The 17,751-nt window shown below is 69.2% G+C and carries 17 protein-coding genes; 10 read left to right on the top strand and 7 right to left on the bottom strand.

Annotated elements, in window-relative coordinates; genetic code table 11:
- Together A5711_RS14225 and gcvT are read right to left on the bottom strand one after the other, a co-directional pair.
- A partial coding sequence (locus tag A5711_RS14225) for a branched-chain amino acid aminotransferase (protein WP_067947505.1) occupies nucleotides 1-914 on the bottom strand: 914 nt, incomplete at its 3' end.
- A gap of 53 nt (nucleotides 915-967) precedes the next feature.
- Nucleotides 968-2,065 (bottom strand): glycine cleavage system aminomethyltransferase GcvT, encoded by a 1,098-nt coding sequence (gene gcvT, locus A5711_RS14220; RefSeq protein ID WP_067947485.1) that lies wholly within the window; start codon nucleotides 2,063-2,065, stop codon nucleotides 968-970.
- Between the two features lie 41 nt (nucleotides 2,066-2,106).
- On the opposite strand from gcvT, the gene A5711_RS14215 reads away from it, so the two are divergent.
- Both A5711_RS14215 and A5711_RS14210 read left to right on the top strand, forming a co-directional pair.
- A complete protein-coding gene (locus A5711_RS14215) occupies nucleotides 2,107-3,231 on the top strand; it encodes an adenylate/guanylate cyclase domain-containing protein (RefSeq protein ID WP_067947483.1) in 1,125 nt (374 codons plus the stop codon).
- An 11-nt stretch (nucleotides 3,232-3,242) separates the two neighbouring features.
- Nucleotides 3,243-4,790, top strand: a complete 1,548-nt coding sequence (locus tag A5711_RS14210; protein ID WP_197520798.1) for a leucyl aminopeptidase — start codon at nucleotides 3,243-3,245, stop codon at nucleotides 4,788-4,790.
- Between the two features lie 7 nt (nucleotides 4,791-4,797).
- Here A5711_RS14210 and A5711_RS14205 read toward each other — a convergent pair whose 3' ends face one another.
- Nucleotides 4,798-6,399 carry an NAD(P)/FAD-dependent oxidoreductase gene (locus tag A5711_RS14205; RefSeq protein ID WP_067947478.1) on the bottom strand — a complete coding sequence of 534 codons (1,602 nt, stop codon included), beginning with the start codon at nucleotides 6,397-6,399 and terminating at the stop codon, nucleotides 4,798-4,800.
- Nucleotides 6,396-6,845, bottom strand: coding sequence for an SRPBCC domain-containing protein (locus tag A5711_RS14200; protein ID WP_067947504.1), 450 nt, complete (start codon nucleotides 6,843-6,845; stop codon nucleotides 6,396-6,398). The genes A5711_RS14205 and A5711_RS14200 overlap by 4 nt, the downstream gene beginning before the upstream one ends.
- A gap of 137 nt (nucleotides 6,846-6,982) precedes the next feature.
- On the opposite strand from A5711_RS14200, the gene A5711_RS14195 reads away from it, so the two are divergent.
- Nucleotides 6,983-7,327 carry an aminopeptidase gene (locus A5711_RS14195; RefSeq protein ID WP_067947503.1) on the top strand — a complete coding sequence of 115 codons (345 nt, stop codon included), beginning with the start codon at nucleotides 6,983-6,985 and terminating at the stop codon, nucleotides 7,325-7,327.
- Nucleotides 7,328-7,335: 8 nt separating this feature from the next.
- On the opposite strand, the gene A5711_RS14190 is transcribed toward A5711_RS14195, so the two are convergent.
- Complete coding sequence (locus tag A5711_RS14190; RefSeq protein WP_067947476.1) at nucleotides 7,336-9,111, bottom strand: SDR family oxidoreductase; 1,776 nt, start codon at nucleotides 9,109-9,111, stop codon at nucleotides 7,336-7,338.
- 196 nt (nucleotides 9,112-9,307) lie between these two features.
- Between A5711_RS14190 and sucB the strand changes: the two genes are divergently transcribed.
- The 5 genes from sucB to A5711_RS14165 all read left to right on the top strand — a co-directional run bounded on the left by sucB (nucleotide 9,308) and on the right by A5711_RS14165 (nucleotide 14,543).
- Nucleotides 9,308-11,104, top strand: coding sequence for a 2-oxoglutarate dehydrogenase, E2 component, dihydrolipoamide succinyltransferase (sucB, locus tag A5711_RS14185; RefSeq protein ID WP_067947474.1), 1,797 nt, complete (start codon nucleotides 9,308-9,310; stop codon nucleotides 11,102-11,104).
- Between the two features lie 15 nt (nucleotides 11,105-11,119).
- The gene (locus A5711_RS14180) at nucleotides 11,120-12,031 is read left to right on the top strand and encodes a TIGR01777 family oxidoreductase (RefSeq protein WP_067947472.1); all 912 of its coding nucleotides are present in this window, start codon (nucleotides 11,120-11,122) and stop codon (nucleotides 12,029-12,031) included.
- Nucleotides 12,032-12,123: 92 nt separating this feature from the next.
- On the top strand, nucleotides 12,124-12,822 hold the full coding sequence (gene lipB / locus A5711_RS14175; protein WP_067947470.1) for a lipoyl(octanoyl) transferase LipB: 699 nt from the start codon (nucleotides 12,124-12,126) through the stop codon (nucleotides 12,820-12,822).
- Nucleotides 12,819-13,742 (top strand): lipoyl synthase, encoded by a 924-nt coding sequence (gene lipA, locus A5711_RS14170; RefSeq protein WP_067947468.1) that lies wholly within the window; start codon nucleotides 12,819-12,821, stop codon nucleotides 13,740-13,742. The genes lipB and lipA overlap by 4 nt, the downstream gene beginning before the upstream one ends.
- A gap of 48 nt (nucleotides 13,743-13,790) precedes the next feature.
- Nucleotides 13,791-14,543: a DUF4191 domain-containing protein gene (locus A5711_RS14165; protein WP_067947466.1), complete on the top strand. Its 753-nt coding sequence runs from the start codon at nucleotides 13,791-13,793 to the stop codon at nucleotides 14,541-14,543.
- Nucleotides 14,544-14,551: 8 nt separating this feature from the next.
- Here the strand turns inward: A5711_RS14165 and A5711_RS14160 are convergent, their stop codons facing one another.
- Nucleotides 14,552-14,974, bottom strand: coding sequence for an RDD family protein (locus A5711_RS14160; protein WP_067947463.1), 423 nt, complete (start codon nucleotides 14,972-14,974; stop codon nucleotides 14,552-14,554).
- 245 nt (nucleotides 14,975-15,219) lie between these two features.
- Here A5711_RS14160 and glnA point away from each other — a divergent pair, with 245 nt between their 5' ends.
- Together glnA and A5711_RS26875 are read left to right on the top strand one after the other, a co-directional pair.
- On the top strand, nucleotides 15,220-16,656 hold the full coding sequence (gene glnA, locus A5711_RS14155; RefSeq protein WP_067947462.1) for a type I glutamate--ammonia ligase: 1,437 nt from the start codon (nucleotides 15,220-15,222) through the stop codon (nucleotides 16,654-16,656).
- Between the two features lie 162 nt (nucleotides 16,657-16,818).
- The gene (locus A5711_RS26875; RefSeq protein ID WP_156744939.1) at nucleotides 16,819-16,998 is read left to right on the top strand and encodes a hypothetical protein; all 180 of its coding nucleotides are present in this window, start codon (nucleotides 16,819-16,821) and stop codon (nucleotides 16,996-16,998) included.
- 4 nt (nucleotides 16,999-17,002) lie between these two features.
- Here the strand turns inward: A5711_RS26875 and A5711_RS14150 are convergent, their stop codons facing one another.
- Nucleotides 17,003-17,536, bottom strand: coding sequence for a GNAT family N-acetyltransferase (locus tag A5711_RS14150; protein ID WP_067947501.1), 534 nt, complete (start codon nucleotides 17,534-17,536; stop codon nucleotides 17,003-17,005).
- Nucleotides 17,537-17,751 lie beyond the last annotated feature (215 nt).

The raw sequence follows: 17,751 nt of genomic DNA, 5'->3' as shown, positions 1-17,751 counted from the left end.
TCGCCGGCGGCGGCCTTCTTCTGCCATTCGTCGATGTCGATCTTGCGTTCCTCGACGGAGAACCCGGCGTCAATCGCCAACTGCAGCAACGAATCCCGGGTGATCCCGGGCAACAGCGAACCGGACAGCTCCGGGGTGACCAACCGCGCGGACCCGCCGCTGCCGAACACGAAGAAGATGTTCATGCCGCCCATCTCCTCGACGAAGCGGCGTTCGACGGCGTCCAGCCACACCACCTGGTCGCACTGGTGTGCGGCGGCCTCGGCCTGGGCAAGCAGGGAGGCGGCGTAGTTGCCGCCGAACTTGGCCGCGCCGGTGCCGCCCGGGCTGGCCCGCACGTAGTCCGTCGACACCCAAACGGTGACGGGGTTGATGCCGCCCTTGAAGTACGCGCCGGCCGGTGAGGCGATCAGCAGATACCGGTACCGCTTGGACGGCCGCACGCCCAACCCTGGCTCGGTGGCGATGATGAACGGGCGCAGATACAACGCGTCTTCCCCGCCGGCCGCGGGCACCCAGGCCTTGTCGACGGCGATGAGCTGGCACAGCGAGCCCATGAACAGTTCGTCAGGCAGTTCGGGCATCGCGAGGCGCCGCGCCGACGACCGCATCCGCGCGGCGTTGGCCTCGGCGCGAAACGACACGATCGAGTCGTCGGCCCAGCGGTATGCCTTGAGCCCTTCGAAGATCTCCTGCGCGTAGTGCAGCACGATCGCCGAGGGGTCCAGTTCGATCGGGCCGTACGGGATGACGCGCGCGTTGTGCCAGCCCCGCTCCTCGTCGTAGTCGATCGAGACCATGTGGTCGGTGAAGTATTTGCCGAAACCGGGTGCGGCCAGGATGGATCCACGTTCGGCGTCGGTCGCGGGGTGGGCCGAACGTGAAACCGTGAACTCGAGGGAGCCGCTGGTCATGGGGCTGATTGTATATCCGCCTGCGACCGGGCTTTTCACCTGAACCGGCCGCACTAACGAGTTTTCGCGTCGACGAAGGGCGGCCGCACGACTTCGCACTCTGCGGCGCGCCCGCGGATGTCGACGGTGACCCGCTGGCCGTCCTCGATGCCGGCGCCGGTGTCGATCAGCGCCAGCCCGATGCCGAGTTGCAGCGTCGGGGAGAAGGTTCCCGACGTGGTCACCCCCACCGGCGTCTCGCCGGCGAGCACCGTCAGACCGGGCCGCAGCACACCGCGCCCGACCATCCGCAGGCCGCGCAGCAGCCGCGGCGGTCCGGCCTCCTTCTCCGCCAGCAGCGCGTCGCGGCCGAAGAACGCGCCCTTCTTCCAGCCGATCGCCCAGCCGCATCGGGCCTGCAGCGGCGAAATATCCAGCGCCAGTTCGTGCCCGTGCAGCGGGTAGCCCATCTCGGTGCGCAGCGTGTCGCGGGCGCCCAGCCCGGCGGGTTCGCCGCCGGCGGCGCCGACCGCCGCGGCGAGCGCGTCGAACACCACACCCGCGGATTCCCACGGCGGCAGCAGTTCGTAGCCGTGCTCCCCGGTGTATCCGGTCCGGCAGACCCGCACCGGGACCCCCGCGTAGGAGGCGTCGGCATAGCCCATGTAATCCATGCCGGTCGGCAGGCCCAGCTCGCCGAGCACATCCGTCGAGCGCGGGCCCTGCACCGCGAGCACCGCGTAGGAGCGATGCTCGTTGGTGATCGTCAGACCCGCCGGGGCAGCCGCCCGCAGCGCCTCGACCACCGCGGCGGTGTTGGCCGCGTTGGGCACCAGAAAGATCTCGTCGTCGTCGACGTAGTAGGCGATCAAATCGTCGATGACGCCGCCGGATTCGTTGCAGCACAACGTGTATTGCGCCTTGCCGGGCCCGATTCGGCTCAGGTCGTTGGTGAGCGTCGAGTTGACGAATTCGGCGGCGCCCGGCCCGCGGATCAACGCCTTGCCCAGGTGGCTGACGTCGAATAGGCCGACGGCGTTGCGGGTGGCGTTGTGTTCGCTGACGGTGCCCGCGTACGACACGGGCATGAGCCAGCCGCTGAACTCGGCGAAACTGGCCCCCAGGTCGCGGTGGCGGTCTTCGAGCGGGCCATGCTGCAGGTCATCGGTCACGACGGTTCACCCTAATCGCGGCTGCTGGCACACTTGGGTGGGTGGTCGATTCCCCGGATTTCGAAGCGCTGGAGGCTGCCGGAATCGCTCGTGCGCGCGAACGGTCAGACCTGATCAAGTACCTCGACGAACTCGGCTTCAGCGTCGACGAAATGGTGGAAGCCGAGCAGCGCGGGCGGCTGTTCGGGCTTGCCGGCGACGTCCTGCAATGGTCGGGGCGCCCGATCCACACGATGGCGACCGCCGCCGAGCAGCTCGGCTTGTCACCCGAGGAAGTCACCCACGCGTGGGGTCTGCTCGGTTTGACGGTCGCCGGCCCCGACGTTCCCGTGCTGAGCCAGGCCGACGTCGACGCGCTGGCGACCTGGGTGGCCTTGAAGACGGTGGTGGGCGAGGACGGCGCGTTCGGGTTGCTGCGGGTGCTCGGCGCGGCGATGGCCCGGCTCGCGGAGGCCGAGTCGACCGCGATCCGGGCCGGGACTCCGGACATCCAGATGACCTACACCAACGACGAGCTCGCCACGGCGCAGGCGTACCGCGCGGTCGCGGAGTTCGTCCCCCGGATTTCGGCGCTGATCGACGTCGTTCACCGCCACCATCTGACCGGCGCCCGAACCCACTTCGAGGGCGTCCTTCGCGACACCTCGGCAAGCGTGGTGTGCGGCATCGGTTTTGCGGATCTGTCCGGCTTCACCGTGCTCACCCGCGCGCTGACCCCCGCCCAGCTTTCGGATCTGCTCAACGAGTTCGCCGGGACCGTCGCGGATGTGGTCCACCGCGACGGCGGCCGGGTGGTGAAGTTCATCGGCGACGAGGTGATGTGGGTGAGCGCGTCGCCCGAACGCCTGGCCAGGGCGGCGGTCGACCTCGTCGAGCACCCGCGGGCACGCGAGGAGGGCCTGCAGGTCCGCGCCGGCCTCGCCTACGGCAGCGTCCTGGCGATCAACGGGGACTACTTCGGCAGCCCGGTCAACCTGGCGGCGCGCCTGGTCGGGGCCGCCGCCCCGGGCCAGATCCTGGCCGATTCGGCCCTGCACGAGCAACTGCCGGATTGGCCGGCGACGGCCCGCGGTCCCTTTGACCTCAAGGGTTTTGACGCCCCCGTCGTCGCCTTCGAGCTGCAGGGCGCGGGCGCCGCCGACCTCGGCGCGGGCTCCGGCGTTTAGGGTAAATGCCCGTGAGCACCGAATTGAGCTATCCAGGCCCATCCGTCAACGTCGCCACGTCGCTGCCGAAACGCGGGGCGGGTTCTTCGGTATTGATCGTGCCGGTCGTCTCGACCGGCGACGAGGACAGGCCCGGGGCGGCGGTCGCGGCGGGCGAGTCGCTGCTGCCGGCCGACGCGGTCGCCGAGATCGAATCCGGCCTGCGGGCGCTGGACGCCACCGGCGGCAGCGAGCAGGTCCACCGCCTGGTGGTGCCGTCGCTGCCGGTGTCGAGCGTGCTGACGATCGGCCTGGGTAAACCGCGTCCGGAGTGGCCGGCCGACACCGTCCGGCGCGCCGCGGGTGTGGCGGCGCGGTCGCTGGGCACCGCCGAGGCGGCGCTCCTCACGCTGCCCGGCGACTTTGACGCCGACGTCTGCTCGGCGGCCGTCGAGGGGCTCATCCTGGGCAGCTACCGGTTCACCGAATTCCGCAGCGGCAAGACCGCGCCGAAAGACAAAGGGCTGCGCAAGATCACCGTGCTGTCCGCATCGACGGACGCCAAAGCGGGCGGCGCGCACGGCGCGGCCGTGGCGACGGCGGTGGCCACCGCCCGTGACTTCGTCAACACGCCGCCAAGTCACCTCTTCCCGGCCGAATTCGCCAAGCGCGCAAAGGCTTTGGGTGAATCCGTCGGACTCGAGGTGGAGGTGCTCGACGACAAGGCGCTACAGAAGGCCGGCTACGGCGGCGTGATCGGCGTCGGGCAGGGCTCGTCGCGGCCGCCGCGGCTGGTGCGGCTGACCCACCGGGGCGCGAAGCTGGCCAAGAAGTCGAAGCAGGCCAAGCGAGTGGCGCTGGTCGGCAAGGGCATCACGTTCGACACCGGCGGCATCTCGATCAAGCCGGCGGCGTCGATGCACTACATGACCTCGGACATGGGCGGCGCGGCCGCGGTCATCGCCACGGTGGCGCTGGCCGCGCAGTTGCGGTTGCCGATCGACGTGATCGCCACCGTGCCGATGGCCGAGAACATGCCGTCGGGTACCGCGCAGCGTCCGGGCGACGTGCTGACCCAGTACGGCGGCATCACCGTCGAGGTGCAGAACACCGACGCCGAGGGTCGGCTCATCCTGGCCGACGCCATCGTGCGGGCGTGCGAGGACAACCCCGATTACCTGATCGAGACGTCCACGTTGACCGGTGCGCAGACGGTGGCGTTGGGCGCCCGGATCCCCGGCGTGATGGGCAGCGACGCGTTCCGCGACCGGGTCGCCGCGATCTCGCAGCGGGTGGGCGAGAACGGTTGGCCGATGCCGCTGCCCGACGAACTCAAGGACGACCTGAAATCGACCGTGGCCGACCTGTCCAACATCAGCGGCCAGCGCTTCGCCGGCATGCTGGTCGCCGGGGTGTTCCTGCGCGAATTCGTCGCCGACGGCGTGAGCTGGGCGCACATCGACGTGGCCGGCCCGGCGTACAACACCGGCAGCCCGTGGGGGTACACCCCCAAGGGCGGCACCGGTGTGCCGACGCGGACCATGTTCGCGGTGCTCGAGGACATCTGCGAAAAAGGCTAGTGAACGGCTAGCGCTTACCCGCCACCAACGAGAAGACGGCCCGCTGCACCGTGCGGCGGGGCCAGCCGGTCGCGCCGTCGGCGGCCAGCGCGGCGTTGGCCGCGTTGCGCCCGCAGGCTCCGTGCACCGAGCCGCCCGGGGTCGCCGAAGCGCTACCCAGATACAGCCCCTGCACCGGAGTTTCGGCCCGGCCCATGCCGGGTGCCGGGCGGAAGATCAGCATCTGCTGCAATTGCGCGGTGCCGCCGTTGAGCGCCCCCATGTGCAGGTTCGCGTCGCTGGCCTCCAGGTCCGACGGCCGCTGCACGAACCTGTCGATGACCGCCGAACCGAAGCCCGGCGCGTGTTCCTCGATGACCCGGTCCATCCGCTCGGCGAGCCGGTCGGCCGACGCGTCGTCGGCGACGTTGCGCGGCAAATGCGTATAGGCCCAAACACTTTCGGTACCCGCCGGAGACCTGCTCGGATCCGCGGTGGTGGTCTGGCCGAACAACATGAACGGATGCTCGGGCACCACCCGGGTGTTCAGGTCGGCCATCCAGCGAACCAGCCCGTCGCCGTCGGCCCCCAGGTGAACGGTGCCGACACCGTGCAGGTCTTTGGCCCGCCAGGGAACGGCCCCGCCCAGCGCGTAGTTGACCTTCACCACCGGCGGATCCCACGTGAAGTGCTCGAGGTCGCGTAACAGTTTGGGCGGCAACGCATCGGCGGGCAGCATGTCACCGAACAGGCGCGGTGCCGTCACGTCGGCGACGATCGCCCGCCGGGCCGCGACGGTGCGCCCCTCGGCCGTCGTCACGCCGACCGCGCGTCCGCCCCGCACCTGGATGCGGGAAACGTTCTGGTTGCATTCGATTCGCGCGCCCGCCGAGCGGGCACGGTTGACCAGCGCGGCCGTCAGCTGACCGGAACCCCCGACCGGCACGGGCCAGCCGCCGTCCTGGGCCAGCATCGTCATCAGGAATCCCATGGCGCCGCTGATCGGCGCGTCCGGCGGGACGTCGGCGTGCATCGCGTTGCCCAACAACAGAACTCGGGGCGCCTCGCCGGCGAACAGCTCGCTCGCCATCGTGTTGGCCGGCTGCACCAACAGTCGCGCCACCCGAATCGCCTCGGCCGTACCGAGTTTGGTCAGCAGTCGCATCAGCGGGCGCACGGGCGGGAAGGGCGCCAGCATGGCGTCGAGCAGCGGGGCCTTGATCCGCTGCCACAAGTCCACCAGCCGCCACCAGTTATCGCCGTCGGCGGGTTCCCGCCGCGCGAATTCCGTTGCGGTGCGGGCAGGGTCGCGATACACGATGGGCGGATCGTCATCGGCCGCGCTGCGCGGATGCCCGACCACCGCCGGCGCGTGCGACCACCGCAGCCCGTGGTCTTCGAGCCGCAGCGCCGCCATCGCCGGTGAGGCGACCGTCATCGGGTAGTAGGAGCTGAACAGGTCGGTGATGTAGCCGGGCGTCAGCTCCGCGCTGCGGACCGCGCCACCCGGTTCCGGCTGGGCTTCGAGCACCAGCACGTCCCATCCGGCGTCGGCCAGCATCGAGGCGGCGACCAGGCCGTGGTGTCCGGCCCCGATGACGACGGCGTCCGCGGTGTCCCGCACGATCACTTCACCTGGCTCGGCTCCTTGCGCTCCGCCAGGGCCCCCAGTCGCCACAGGCATTCTTTGTTGCGCGGGTAAGCCGCGGCCAGCGCAAGCGAATTGGGCACGGCCCCCATCGGGCCCTCGACGGGCACTTCGATCATCTCCACCCGGCAGCCCGTCGGGGTCTCGTGCAGCAGCATCGTTATCCGCGCGGCGCCGAGCGGCCCAAGGCGGGCGCACAGCACCAGCTTGTGCGGCGGTTCGGCCTCTTCGACGATGGTCGCGTCGTTGATCACCAGCGGCCAGATCCCGATCGAGTGCCTGATCGATGAGCCGGGCTCCGGCCAGTTCGGATCGACCGCCCGCATGCGGCTGTTGCCCACCACCCACTGGGTGTAGGTCCACCCTTGGGCCAGCACTTCCCACACCCGCTCGCAAGGCGCGGCCACGTCCCGCGTCGCACTCAGCACCACAACCAATTCCCCTTTCGGTACCGCGGCGGAATACCCACGTGGCGGGCGTCGTACCGGATCAAATTCGGGTTTACCGGGCCCCGACAGTGGTTAATCTCCTAGCGGTCCAAATCCGGACGGCGAAAGGCGAGATCGTGACGATTCGACGGTTGATCCTCGGTGTGGGCGCGGTTCTTTTGCTGGCCGGTGTGATCGGGCTGTTGGCGCCGGTGTCGATTTCCGACGGCAACGGCCATTCGATTGGGTGCGGCAACGCCGTCGCGACGGACCTGTCCGCGGCCAGAAGCGCGAACAACAACAGCGTGGCGAACATCCCGATCCTGAATCAGGTCGTGCCCCACACCGACTATGTGGCGCAGTGCCAGTCGTCGGTGGGCAGTCGGCGCATGTGGTCCATTCCGCTGGCCGTCATCGGGCTGCTCGCGATCGGCGGGGTGTTGCTCACGGGCCGTCAGGGCGCGGCGCGGGCGGGCACCTGAACCGCGGGTCAGATCACCCGCATCCGCGCGAAGTTGCGCAGGCCCTGCGGCGCGACGCGCGAGAGTCCGTACAGCGCATAGGCTTCGGGGGCCACGGGGCGAATCGGCTTCTTCTTCTTGACCGACGACAGGATCGCGTTGGCGACCTTGTCGGGGCCGTAGTGCCGCAGCGCGAACATCTTGCCGAGCTGGCCGCGGCGGCCGTCGACCTGTTCGACCTTTCCGGCGGGCGCGTCGAACCGGGTGGTGTTGATGATGTTGGTGTCGATGACGCCCGGGCAGATAGTGGTCAGCCCCACTCCCGCGGCGTCGAGTTCGGCGCGCAGGCAATCGGAGAACATGTAGGTCGCCGCCTTCGAGGTGCAGTACGCGTTCAGCGACTGCAACGGCGCGTAGGCCGCCATCGATGACACGTTGACGATGTACCCGCCGGTGCCCCGCTCGACCAGCCGGCGCGCGAAGGACCGGCAGCCGTTGACCACGCCGCCCAGGTTGACGTCGAGCACCCGGTCGAACTGGTCGGCCGGGGTGTCCAGAAACCCCCCGGCCTGGCCGATGCCGGCGTTGTTGACCACGATGTCGGGCACCCCGTGCTCGGCGCTGACCCGCTCGGCGAACGCCTCCACGGCCGCGGCGTCGGACACGTCCAGCACGTAGGGGTGCGCGACGCCGCCGCGGGTGGCGATCTCGTCGGCCGTGGCCTTGACGGCCGCCTCGTCGATGTCGCTGATGACCAGCTCGGCGCCCTCCCGTGCGAACGCGAACGCCGTCTCGCGACCGATTCCGCTGCCGGCGCCGGTGACCGACACCAGGGTGTCGCCGAAGGATCCGCGGGGGCGGCCGACCTGCGCGCGCAGTAGCGCGCGGCTGGGTGGTTTGCCCTCGGCCAGGTCGGCGAACTCGTGCACCGCCGCGGCCATCACCTGCGGGTGGGACATCGGCGAGAAGTGGCCGGCCTTGATGTCGCGCCGCCACAGCCGCGGTACGAAGCGCGGGGTGTGGTCGTACCCGTACGGCCGCACGTACTTGTCCTTGGTGTTGACGATCAGCTGCACGGGCACGTCGACGACGTGGACGCCCTGCCCGCGGCCGGAGAACGAGCGAAAGTAGTTGGCGGGATAGGTCTTCACCGAACGGGCGGCGTCGCGGGCCAGGTGCGGCGAGTGGTGAATCTGCTCGACGGGGATGTTGTCCACCGCATTGCGCCGAAGCGCCGGGATCGACAGCGTCAGCCGCAACGCCAGCGGCGCGAGCACCGGGATCGAGAAGAAGATCATGTAGGTCAGCCGCAGCGCCTGGCTGACCGCCCGGGCGAAGGTGCGCGGGCGCCAGGGCCGCCGCAGGCCGCTGAAGATGTAGTCGACCAGTTGGTCCTGGCTGGGGCCGGACACCGACGTGAACGTGGCGACCCGGTCAGCGGCGCCCGGCCGCTTCAGGTAGTGCCACACGCCGACCGAGCCCCAGTCGTGGGCGAGCACGTGCACGGGCCGGCCGGGGCTGAGCTCGGCGGTCACCGCGGCGAAGTCACCGGCGAACCGGTCCATGCGGTACGCCGACACCGGCTTGGGCGCCGAGGACTCACCGACACCACGGTTGTCGTACCGCAGGATGCGGAACCGGTCGGCCAGCAGCGGCACGACACCGTCCCACAACACGTGGGAGTCGGGGAAGCCGTGCACCAACACGACGGTGGGCCCGTCGGGGTTGCCTTCCTCGTAGACCGCGATTCGCGCGCCGTCGGCGCTGTCAACGAAATGCTGGACTAGCTGTTGTGTTGCCGGCATCTCCGACCTCCCCGCTTCAACTGCAGTGGCCACACCGTAGCAAGGGCGTTCGGGGCTTCCTGGCAACCGCGCGCGGTCCGCCCTGGATGTGTGCCGATGCGGACGCAGTGACAGGATAGTTTTGGATAGTTACTTCGAACGGCTAGCGACATGTTCGACCCACCCCGACCCACGAGCGATCGAGGAGTCAAAAACGATGGCCTTCTCCGTCCAGATGCCGGCACTCGGTGAGAGCGTCACCGAAGGGACGGTAACCCGCTGGCTCAAGCAGGAAGGCGACACGGTCGAGCTCGACGAGCCCCTCGTCGAGGTGTCCACCGACAAGGTCGACACCGAAATCCCGTCGCCCGCCGCGGGTGTGCTGACCAAGATCGTCGCCCAGGAGGACGACACCGTCGAGGTGGGCGGCGAGCTGGCCGTGATCGGCGACTCGGCGGAGGGTGGTTCGGAGGGCGGCGGTTCCGAGGCGGCCCCGCAGGCGCCCAGCCATCCGGAGCCGCAGGCGGAATCCGCCCCGCCGGCCCAACCCGAGCCCGAACCCGCAGCGCCGGCCCAGCCGGAGCCCGAGCCCCAGCCCGCTGCGCAGAGCTCCGGCGGCGGCGACGCCACCCCGGTGTTGATGCCCGAGCTCGGCGAGTCGGTGGCCGAGGGCACGGTGACCCGCTGGCTGAAGAAGGTCGGCGACTCGGTCCAGGTGGACGACGCGCTGGTGGAGGTGTCGACCGACAAGGTGGACACCGAGATCCCGTCCCCGGTGGCCGGCGTCCTGATCAGCATCACCGCCGAAGAGGACGCCACCGTCCCGGTCGGCGGCGAGCTGGCGCGCATCGGCAGCGGCTCGGAAGCCGCTTCCGCGCCCACGCCGCCGCCCGCCCCCAAACCGGAACCCAAGCCCGAGCCGGCACCCGAGCGGCCCAAGGCCGAGGCGAAGCCCGAACCGCAGCCGGTTTCGCAGCCCGAGCCCGCACCGAAAGCCCAACCGGCGCAGGCACAACCGGCGTCCGAGCCGAGCGGCTCGAGCCCGAACGGCGCACCGTACGTGACCCCGCTGGTGCGCAAACTTGCCACCGAGCACAACATCGATCTCGCCGAAATCAGCGGCACCGGCGTCGGCGGCCGCATCCGCAAGCAAGACGTGCTCGCCGCGGCGGAAAAGAAGCAACAGGCCCAGAAGGCGCCCGCGCCGCAGGCGCCGCCCGCTGCCGCGCCGGCCGGGGACGGCAAGCCGGCTCCGGCGGCCGCGCCCACCCCGGCGCCGGCGCTGGCGCACCTGCGCGGCACCACGCAGAAGGCCAGCCGGATCCGCCAGCTCACGGCGAACAAAACTCGGGAATCCCTGCAGGCCACGGCCCAGCTCACCCAGACGCACGAGGTCGACATGACCAGGATCGTCGGGTTGCGGGCCAGGGCGAAGTCGGCGTTCGCCGAACGCGAGGGCGTGAACCTGACGTTCCTGCCGTTCATCGCCAGGGCGGTGATCGACGCGTTGAAGATCCACCCCAACATCAACGCGAGCTACAACGAGCAGACCAAGGAGATCACCTACTACGACGCCGAGCATCTCGGCTTCGCCGTCGACACCGATCAGGGCCTGCTCTCCCCCGTCATCCACAACGCCGGCGACCTCTCGCTGGCCGGACTGGCCCGGGCCATCGCCGACATCGCCGCGCGCGCCCGCTCCGGTGACCTCAAACCGGATGAACTGTCCGGCGGAACCTTCACCATCACCAACATCGGCAGCCAGGGCGCGTTGTTCGACACCCCCATCCTGGTCCCGCCGCAGGCCGCCATGCTGGGCACCGGTGCCATCGTGAAGCGGCCCAGGGTGATCGTCGACGAATTCGGCAACGAGTCCATCGGCGTGCGCTCCATCTGCTATCTCCCGCTCACCTATGACCATCGGCTCATCGACGGCGCTGATGCCGGACGCTTCCTCACCACGATCAAGAACCGGCTCGAAGAGGGAGCGTTCGAGGCCGACTTGGGTCTTTAGGGGAGCGGGCATACGGTGGCCAAGCTCGTCATCGCCATAGCGGGTTCGTCCGGACTGATTGGATCCGCTTTGACCGCGGCGCTGCGTGCGGCCGACCACCGGGTGTTGCGCATCGTGCGCCGGGCGCCGTCGAGTTCCGACGAATTGCACTGGAATCCCGAGAGCGGCGAGATCGACGTCGACGCGATCAGCGACGTCGACGCCGTCGTTAACCTGTGCGGTGTCAACATCGGCCAGCGTCGCTGGTCGGGCGCCTTCAAGCAGGGCCTGCGGGACAGCCGCATCGCTCCCACCGAAGTCTTGGCGCACGCCGTCGCCGAGGCCGGGGTGGGCACCCTGGTCAACGCCAGCGCGGTGGGCTACTACGGGAACACCAAAGACCGCGTGGTCGACGAAAACGACCGGGCGGGAAAGGGATTCCTGGCCCAGCTGTGCGAAGACTGGGAGGCCGCCACGCTGCCGGCGCAATACGGTGGCGCCCGGGTGGTGCTCGCCCGCACCGGGCTGGTGTTCTCCCCCGCGGGCGGCGCGCTGGGGCGCCTGCGGCCGTTGTTCCGAACGGGCCTCGGGGCCAGGCTGGGCAGTGGCCGTCAATACATGTCCTGGATCACCCTGGAGGACGAGGTGCGCGCGTTGCTGTTCGCGATCACCAACACCGCGCTGTCCGGGCCGGTCAACCTGACCGGGCCCGCGCCGGTCACCAATGCCGAATTCACCACCGCATTCGGGCGGGCGGTCAACCGGCCGACGCCGTTGATGATGCCCGGGTTCGCCGTGCGCGCCGCGCTCGGTGAGTTCGCCGACGAGGGCGTGCTGATCGGCCAGCGCGCCATCCCGTCCGCGCTGGAACGGGCCGGTTTCCAATTCCACCACAACACAATTGGCGAGGCGCTCGGCTACGCCACGGCGCGACGCGACCGCGACTAGCCACGGCCGGCGAGTGTGGCTGACGCCGCCCAGCGTCACGCGGGCGTGGCGCGGCGTCGCGGGGCGCCTGCCCGGCGAGTACCGTCGCGAACGTGAGCGACTCCATCCGGTCCAGCCGGGCCGCGATCGACGTTCGCCAGCTCGGAACGGTCGACTACCGCACCGCCTGGCAGCTGCAGCGCGAGCTGGCCGACGCGAGGGTCGGCGGCGGCAGCGACACACTGCTGCTGCTGGAGCACCCGCCCGTCTACACCGCGGGGCGGCGCACCGAGCCGCACGAACGGCCGGTGAACGGCACCCCCGTGGTCGACACCGACCGTGGCGGCAAGATCACCTGGCACGGCCCTGGGCAGCTGGTCGGGTATCCGATCATCGGCCTGGCTGAACCGCTCGACGTGGTGAACTACGTTCGCCGCCTCGAGGAGGCGCTGATCAAGGTGTGCGGCGACCTGGGCCTTCAGACATGCCGGGTGCACGGCCGCTCCGGGGTGTGGGTGCCCGGCAGTGGCGGCCGCCCCGACCGCAAGGTGGCGGCCATCGGCGTCCGGGTGTCACGCGCGACCACCCTGCACGGGTTCGCGCTCAACTGCGACTGCGACCTCGGCGCGTTCGGCACGATCGTGCCCTGTGGCATCAGCGACGCCGGCGTGACGTCGTTGTCCGCCGAGCTGGGACGTCCGGTGGTGGTCGACGACGTCCGCGCGGCCGTCGCCGCCGCCGTCTGCGATGCCCTCGACGGCGCCCTGCCGGTCCAGGAACACCCGGGCACGCGCGTAGCATCAGCCATGTGACTGTCGCACCCGAAGGCCGCAAATTGCTGCGCCTCGAGGTCCGCAACGCGCAAACGCCGATCGAACGCAAGCCGCCGTGGATCAAGGTCCGGGCCCGGATGGGACCCGAATACACCCAGTTGAAGGGCCTGGTCCGCCGCGAGGGGCTGCACACGGTCTGCGAAGAGGCCGGCTGCCCCAACATCTTCGAGTGCTGGGAGGACCGGGAAGCCACCTTTCTGATCGGTGGTGACCAGTGCACCCGGCGCTGCGACTTCTGCCAGATCGACACCGGCAAGCCCGCCGACTTGGACCGCGACGAGCCGAGGCGCGTCGCCGACAGCGTGCGCACCATGGGACTGCGTTACGCCACCATCACCGGCGTGGCCCGCGATGACCTGCCCGACGGGGGGGCCTGGCTCTACGCCGAGACGGTGCGCGCCATCAAGGAACTCAACCCGTCGACCGGCGTCGAACTGTTGATCCCCGACTTCAACGGCGAGCCCGCCCGGCTTGCCGAGGTTTTCGGGTCCCGCCCGGAAGTGTTGGCGCACAACGTCGAAACCGTGCCCCGCATCTTCAAGCGGATCCGGCCCGCGTTCAGCTACCGGCGCAGCCTCGACGTCATCACCGCGGCGCGCGATGCCGGGCTGGTCACCAAGAGCAATCTCATTCTCGGGCTGGGCGAAACCGCCGACGAGGTGCGCACCGCCCTGGCCGACCTGCGGGGCGCCGGCTGCGACATCGTCACCATCACCCAATACCTGCGACCGTCGACGCGGCACCATCCGGTCGAACGCTGGGTGCATCCCGACGAGTTCGTCGAGTTCGCCCGGCACGCCGAGGCGCTGGGCTTCGCCGGCGTGCTGGCCGGGCCGCTGGTGCGGTCGTCCTACCGGGCGGGCCGGCTCTACGAGCAGGCCGCGCGCACCCGCGCCTGAAGATGCCGCGGCGCGCTAGTCACCGGCGCCGGTACGTATTCTTTGACTATGGCTAAACCCCGCAACGCCGCTGAGAACAAGGCCGCCCGAGCGCAGGCGCAAGCCGCGCGCAAGGCCGCCGCGAAGGAGCGGCGCGCCCAGCTGTGGCAGGCGTTCAACATGCAGCGCCGCGAGGACAAGCGGCTGCTGCCCTACATGATCGGTGCCTTCGTCCTGATCATCGCCATCTCGGTGGCGGTCGGTTTGTGGGCCGGCGGGCTGACGATGATCACCCTGATCCCGCTGGGCGTGGTGCTGGGCGGGCTGGTCGCCTTCATCATCTTCGGCCGCCGCGCCCAGAAGAGCGTCTACAGCAAGGCCGAGGGCCAAACCGGTGCCGCCGCATGGGCTTTGGATAACTTGCGCGGCAAGTGGCGGGTGACGCCGGGGGTGGCCGCGACCGGCCACCTCGACGCGGTGCACCGGGTCATCGGCCGGCCCGGCGTCATCTTGGTCGGGGAAGGGTCGTCGGCACGGGTCCGGCCGCTGCTGGCCCAGGAGAAGAAGCGCACCGCGCGGCTGATCGGCGACGTGCCGATTTACGACATCATCGTCGGCAATGGCGACGACGAGGTTCCGCTGTCCAAGCTGGAGCGCCACCTCAACCGACTGCCGGCCAACATCACCGCCAAACAGATGGACACGCTGGAGTCCCGGTTGGCCGCGTTGGGAACGCGGGCCGGTGCCGCCGTCCTACCGAAGGGACCGCTCCCCAACGCCGGCAAGATGCGGGGCGTGCAGCGCACCGTGCGCCGCAAGTAGCCCTCGACTCAGCGTCGCACGACCGCGGTTGCGGTCAGCCGATCCTGTAGACCACGGCCATCCCAGTCGGTGAACAACGCCGGGACGACCGTTCCCACCAGCACGCCCCGCACCACCGCGCGGACGATGCCGACCGCCGCCTGCCCGTCGACCGGCACCACCCGCAGCCCCAGCACCAACTGCCCCGGCGTGAAGCCGAACAGCCGCACCGAGACCACGCCCAGCACGAACCAGATGGCCAGCACCGCCGTCGCCAGCATGTGTTCGGAGAAAGCACCGAAGCGCAGGGCCAGCGCCGCCAGGCCGTAGGAGATCAGCCAGTCGATCATCAACGCGCCGAGCCGGCGTCCCATCGGGGCCAGGGACCCCGGTCCGGTTTCCGGCAGGCCCAGCTTCTCGCCGGGGTACGCGGACCGCGATTCGGACGTCATCGGCCGAAACCGGGGTTCGGCTCCCTGACCTGCACGGGCCGGGCCAAAAAGACAACGCTGCGCTCGGGCGCCGGACCAGATACGATCTTGCGATCCATGGCCCCACAATAGAACCCGCCGCCGACGCCGCCTCTTTTGTGGATGACACGGGTCGCGTAACGTGCGCGCAACACGGGGTTGACTGGCGGGCAACATCTGCTCCATAGCGTCAGGCCGCGGATCTCACCAAGTAAAGGAGCATTTCTGTGACGGAAACGACGCCCGACGACGTCTTCAAACTCGTCAAGGACGAGAACGTCGAGTTTGTCGACGTCCGGTTCTGTGACTTGCCAGGCATCATGCAGCACTTCACGATTCCGGTTTCGTTTTTCGATGAGAGCGTCTTCGAGGACGGCCTGGCCTTCGACGGCTCGTCGATTCGCGGATTCCAGTCCATCCATGAGTCCGACATGCTGCTCCTGCCGGACCCCGCGACGGCGCAGATCGACCTGTTCACCGAGCACAAGACGCTGAACCTGAACTTCTTCGTGCACGACCCGTTCACCCTCGAGCCGTACTCTCGCGACCCGCGCAACATCGCCCGCAAGGCGGAGAACTACCTGATCAGCACCGGCGTCGCGGACACCGCCTACTTCGGCGCCGAGGCCGAGTTCTACATCTTCGACTCGGTCACCTTCGACTCGCGCACCAACGGGTCCTTCTACGAGGTCGACGCGATCTCGGGGTGGTGGAACACCGGCGAGCCGACCGAGAACGACGGCACCCCCAACCGCGGCTACAAGGTCCGCCCGAAGGGCGGGTACTTCCCGGTCGCGCCCGTCGACCACTACGTCGACCTGCGCGCGGACATGCTGTCGAACCTCATCAAGGCGGGCTTCAGCCTGGAGAAGGGCCACCACGAGGTGGGCAGCGGCGGGCAGGCCGAGATCAACTACAAGTTCAACACGCTGCTGCACGCCGCCGACGACATGCAGCTGTACAAGTACATCGTCAAGAACACGGCGTGGCAGGCCGGCAAGACCGTCACGTTCATGCCCAAGCCGCTGTTCGGCGACAACGGATCCGGCATGCACACCCACCAGTCGCTGTGGAAGGACGGCAGCCCGCTGATGTACGACGAGACCGGTTACGCCGGCCTGTCGGACACCGCGCGGCACTACATCGGCGGCCTGCTACACCACGCCCCGTCGCTGCTGGCGTTCACCAACCCGACCGTCAACTCCTACAAGCGACTGGTTCCGGGGTACGAGGCGCCGATCAACCTGGTCTACAGCCAGCGCAATCGCTCGGCGTGTGTCCGCATTCCGATCACCGGCAGCAACCCGAAGGCCAAGCGCCTCGAGTTCCGCTGCCCCGACTCGTCGGGCAACCCGTACCTGGCGTTCTCGGCGATGCTGATGGCCGGGCTCGACGGCATCAAGAACAAGATCGAGCCGCAGGCCCCGGTGGACAAGGACCTGTATGAGTTGCCGCCGGAGGAGGCCGCCAACATCCCGCAGGCGCCCACCCAGCTGTCCGCGGTGATCGACCGGCTCGAAGAGGACCACGAATACCTCACTGAGGGCGGCGTTTTCACGCCCGACCTGATCGAGACGTGGATCAGCTTCAAACGCGAGAACGAGATCCTGCCGGTGCAGATCCGGCCGCACCCGTACGAGTTCGCGCTCTACTACGACGTCTAACTCGACGTTCGTCCGCAGTAGCTCCGAGAAGAGTCCACCCGCTCCGCGATCAGTTCGTCGATTGCCGAGCGGGTGGACTCATCGCTTTCTGCAGGAAATGTGGCGGAAAGTTCAGATTTGAAGCCTTGCGGCGGCAACGGATTCGGCATTAGTTTTTGGGCCATGACTATCAGCACCGCACAGGTAATGGTTAAGAGCGCCCACATCGGCGGGGGCGCCGGCGGCGGCCGCAGTGGTGGCGGCGCCGGCGGGGGCTTCGTTGGCGGCGGTGCCGGCGGCGGCTTCGTTGGCGGCGGTGCCGGCGGGGGCTTTGTCGGTGGCGGTGCCGGCGGGGGCCGCTAACCAATCACACGATCGGGCTAGGCGGCTCGTCGGGGTCGGCGGTGCCGCCCAGGTCGAGTTGCATCCACGCGACGTCGTGCCAGCGACCGTGTTTCCATTCGACGCGCCGATATAGGCCGGCGTCCTGGAACCCGAACGATCGGTGAAAGCTGGTGCTGGCCTCGTTCGGTTGGGTGATACCGGCGAACGCTCTCCGGTACCCGCGCTCCGTGAGCCGGCTCAGCAATCGCGTGTAGAGCTCACGACCGCCGCGCGTGCGGTGATGGTCGAGGTCGACATAAATCCCGGTTTCCACCGACCATTGGAAGCTTGGAAGTCGTAGCAGCGCGTGGCCGTAGGCGAAACCGATGGCCCGGCCGTCGCGTTCGAGGACGAGCCAGTCGTGCGCGTCGCGGATGCGGTTGGCCATCTCGCCGACGCTCGGGACTTCGACCTCCCAGCTGATCGTCGTTCGCTCGACATACGGGCGGTAGATCGCAAGGCACTCCGCGGCATCCGCCGCGGACGCCGGACGCACCTCGTCGATGTTCGCTGGCATGCCCGGCATTCTTTCAGGCTTGCAAGGGGTTACCACCGGCCGCCCAATCGCGATCGAACTCGCGAGACATAAACCACGGCGCTCGTTTGCGGCGTGTCGTCGCCATAGGTTAAGTGTCGCGGCGAGCAGGCAAGTGTCGCGACGAGCCAGCGAGCAGGCGAGCATGGCGAGCAGGCGAGCGAAGGCGAGCAGGCGAGAAGCCGAGAAGGGCCAAG

The sequence above is a fragment of the Mycobacterium sp. E2238 genome (assembly GCF_001672665.1).
Classification (GTDB): Bacteria; Actinomycetota; Actinomycetes; order Mycobacteriales; family Mycobacteriaceae; genus Mycobacterium.
The sequence above is the reverse complement of the archived record's forward strand: the minus strand, read 5'-3'. Positions and strand labels throughout refer to the sequence as shown.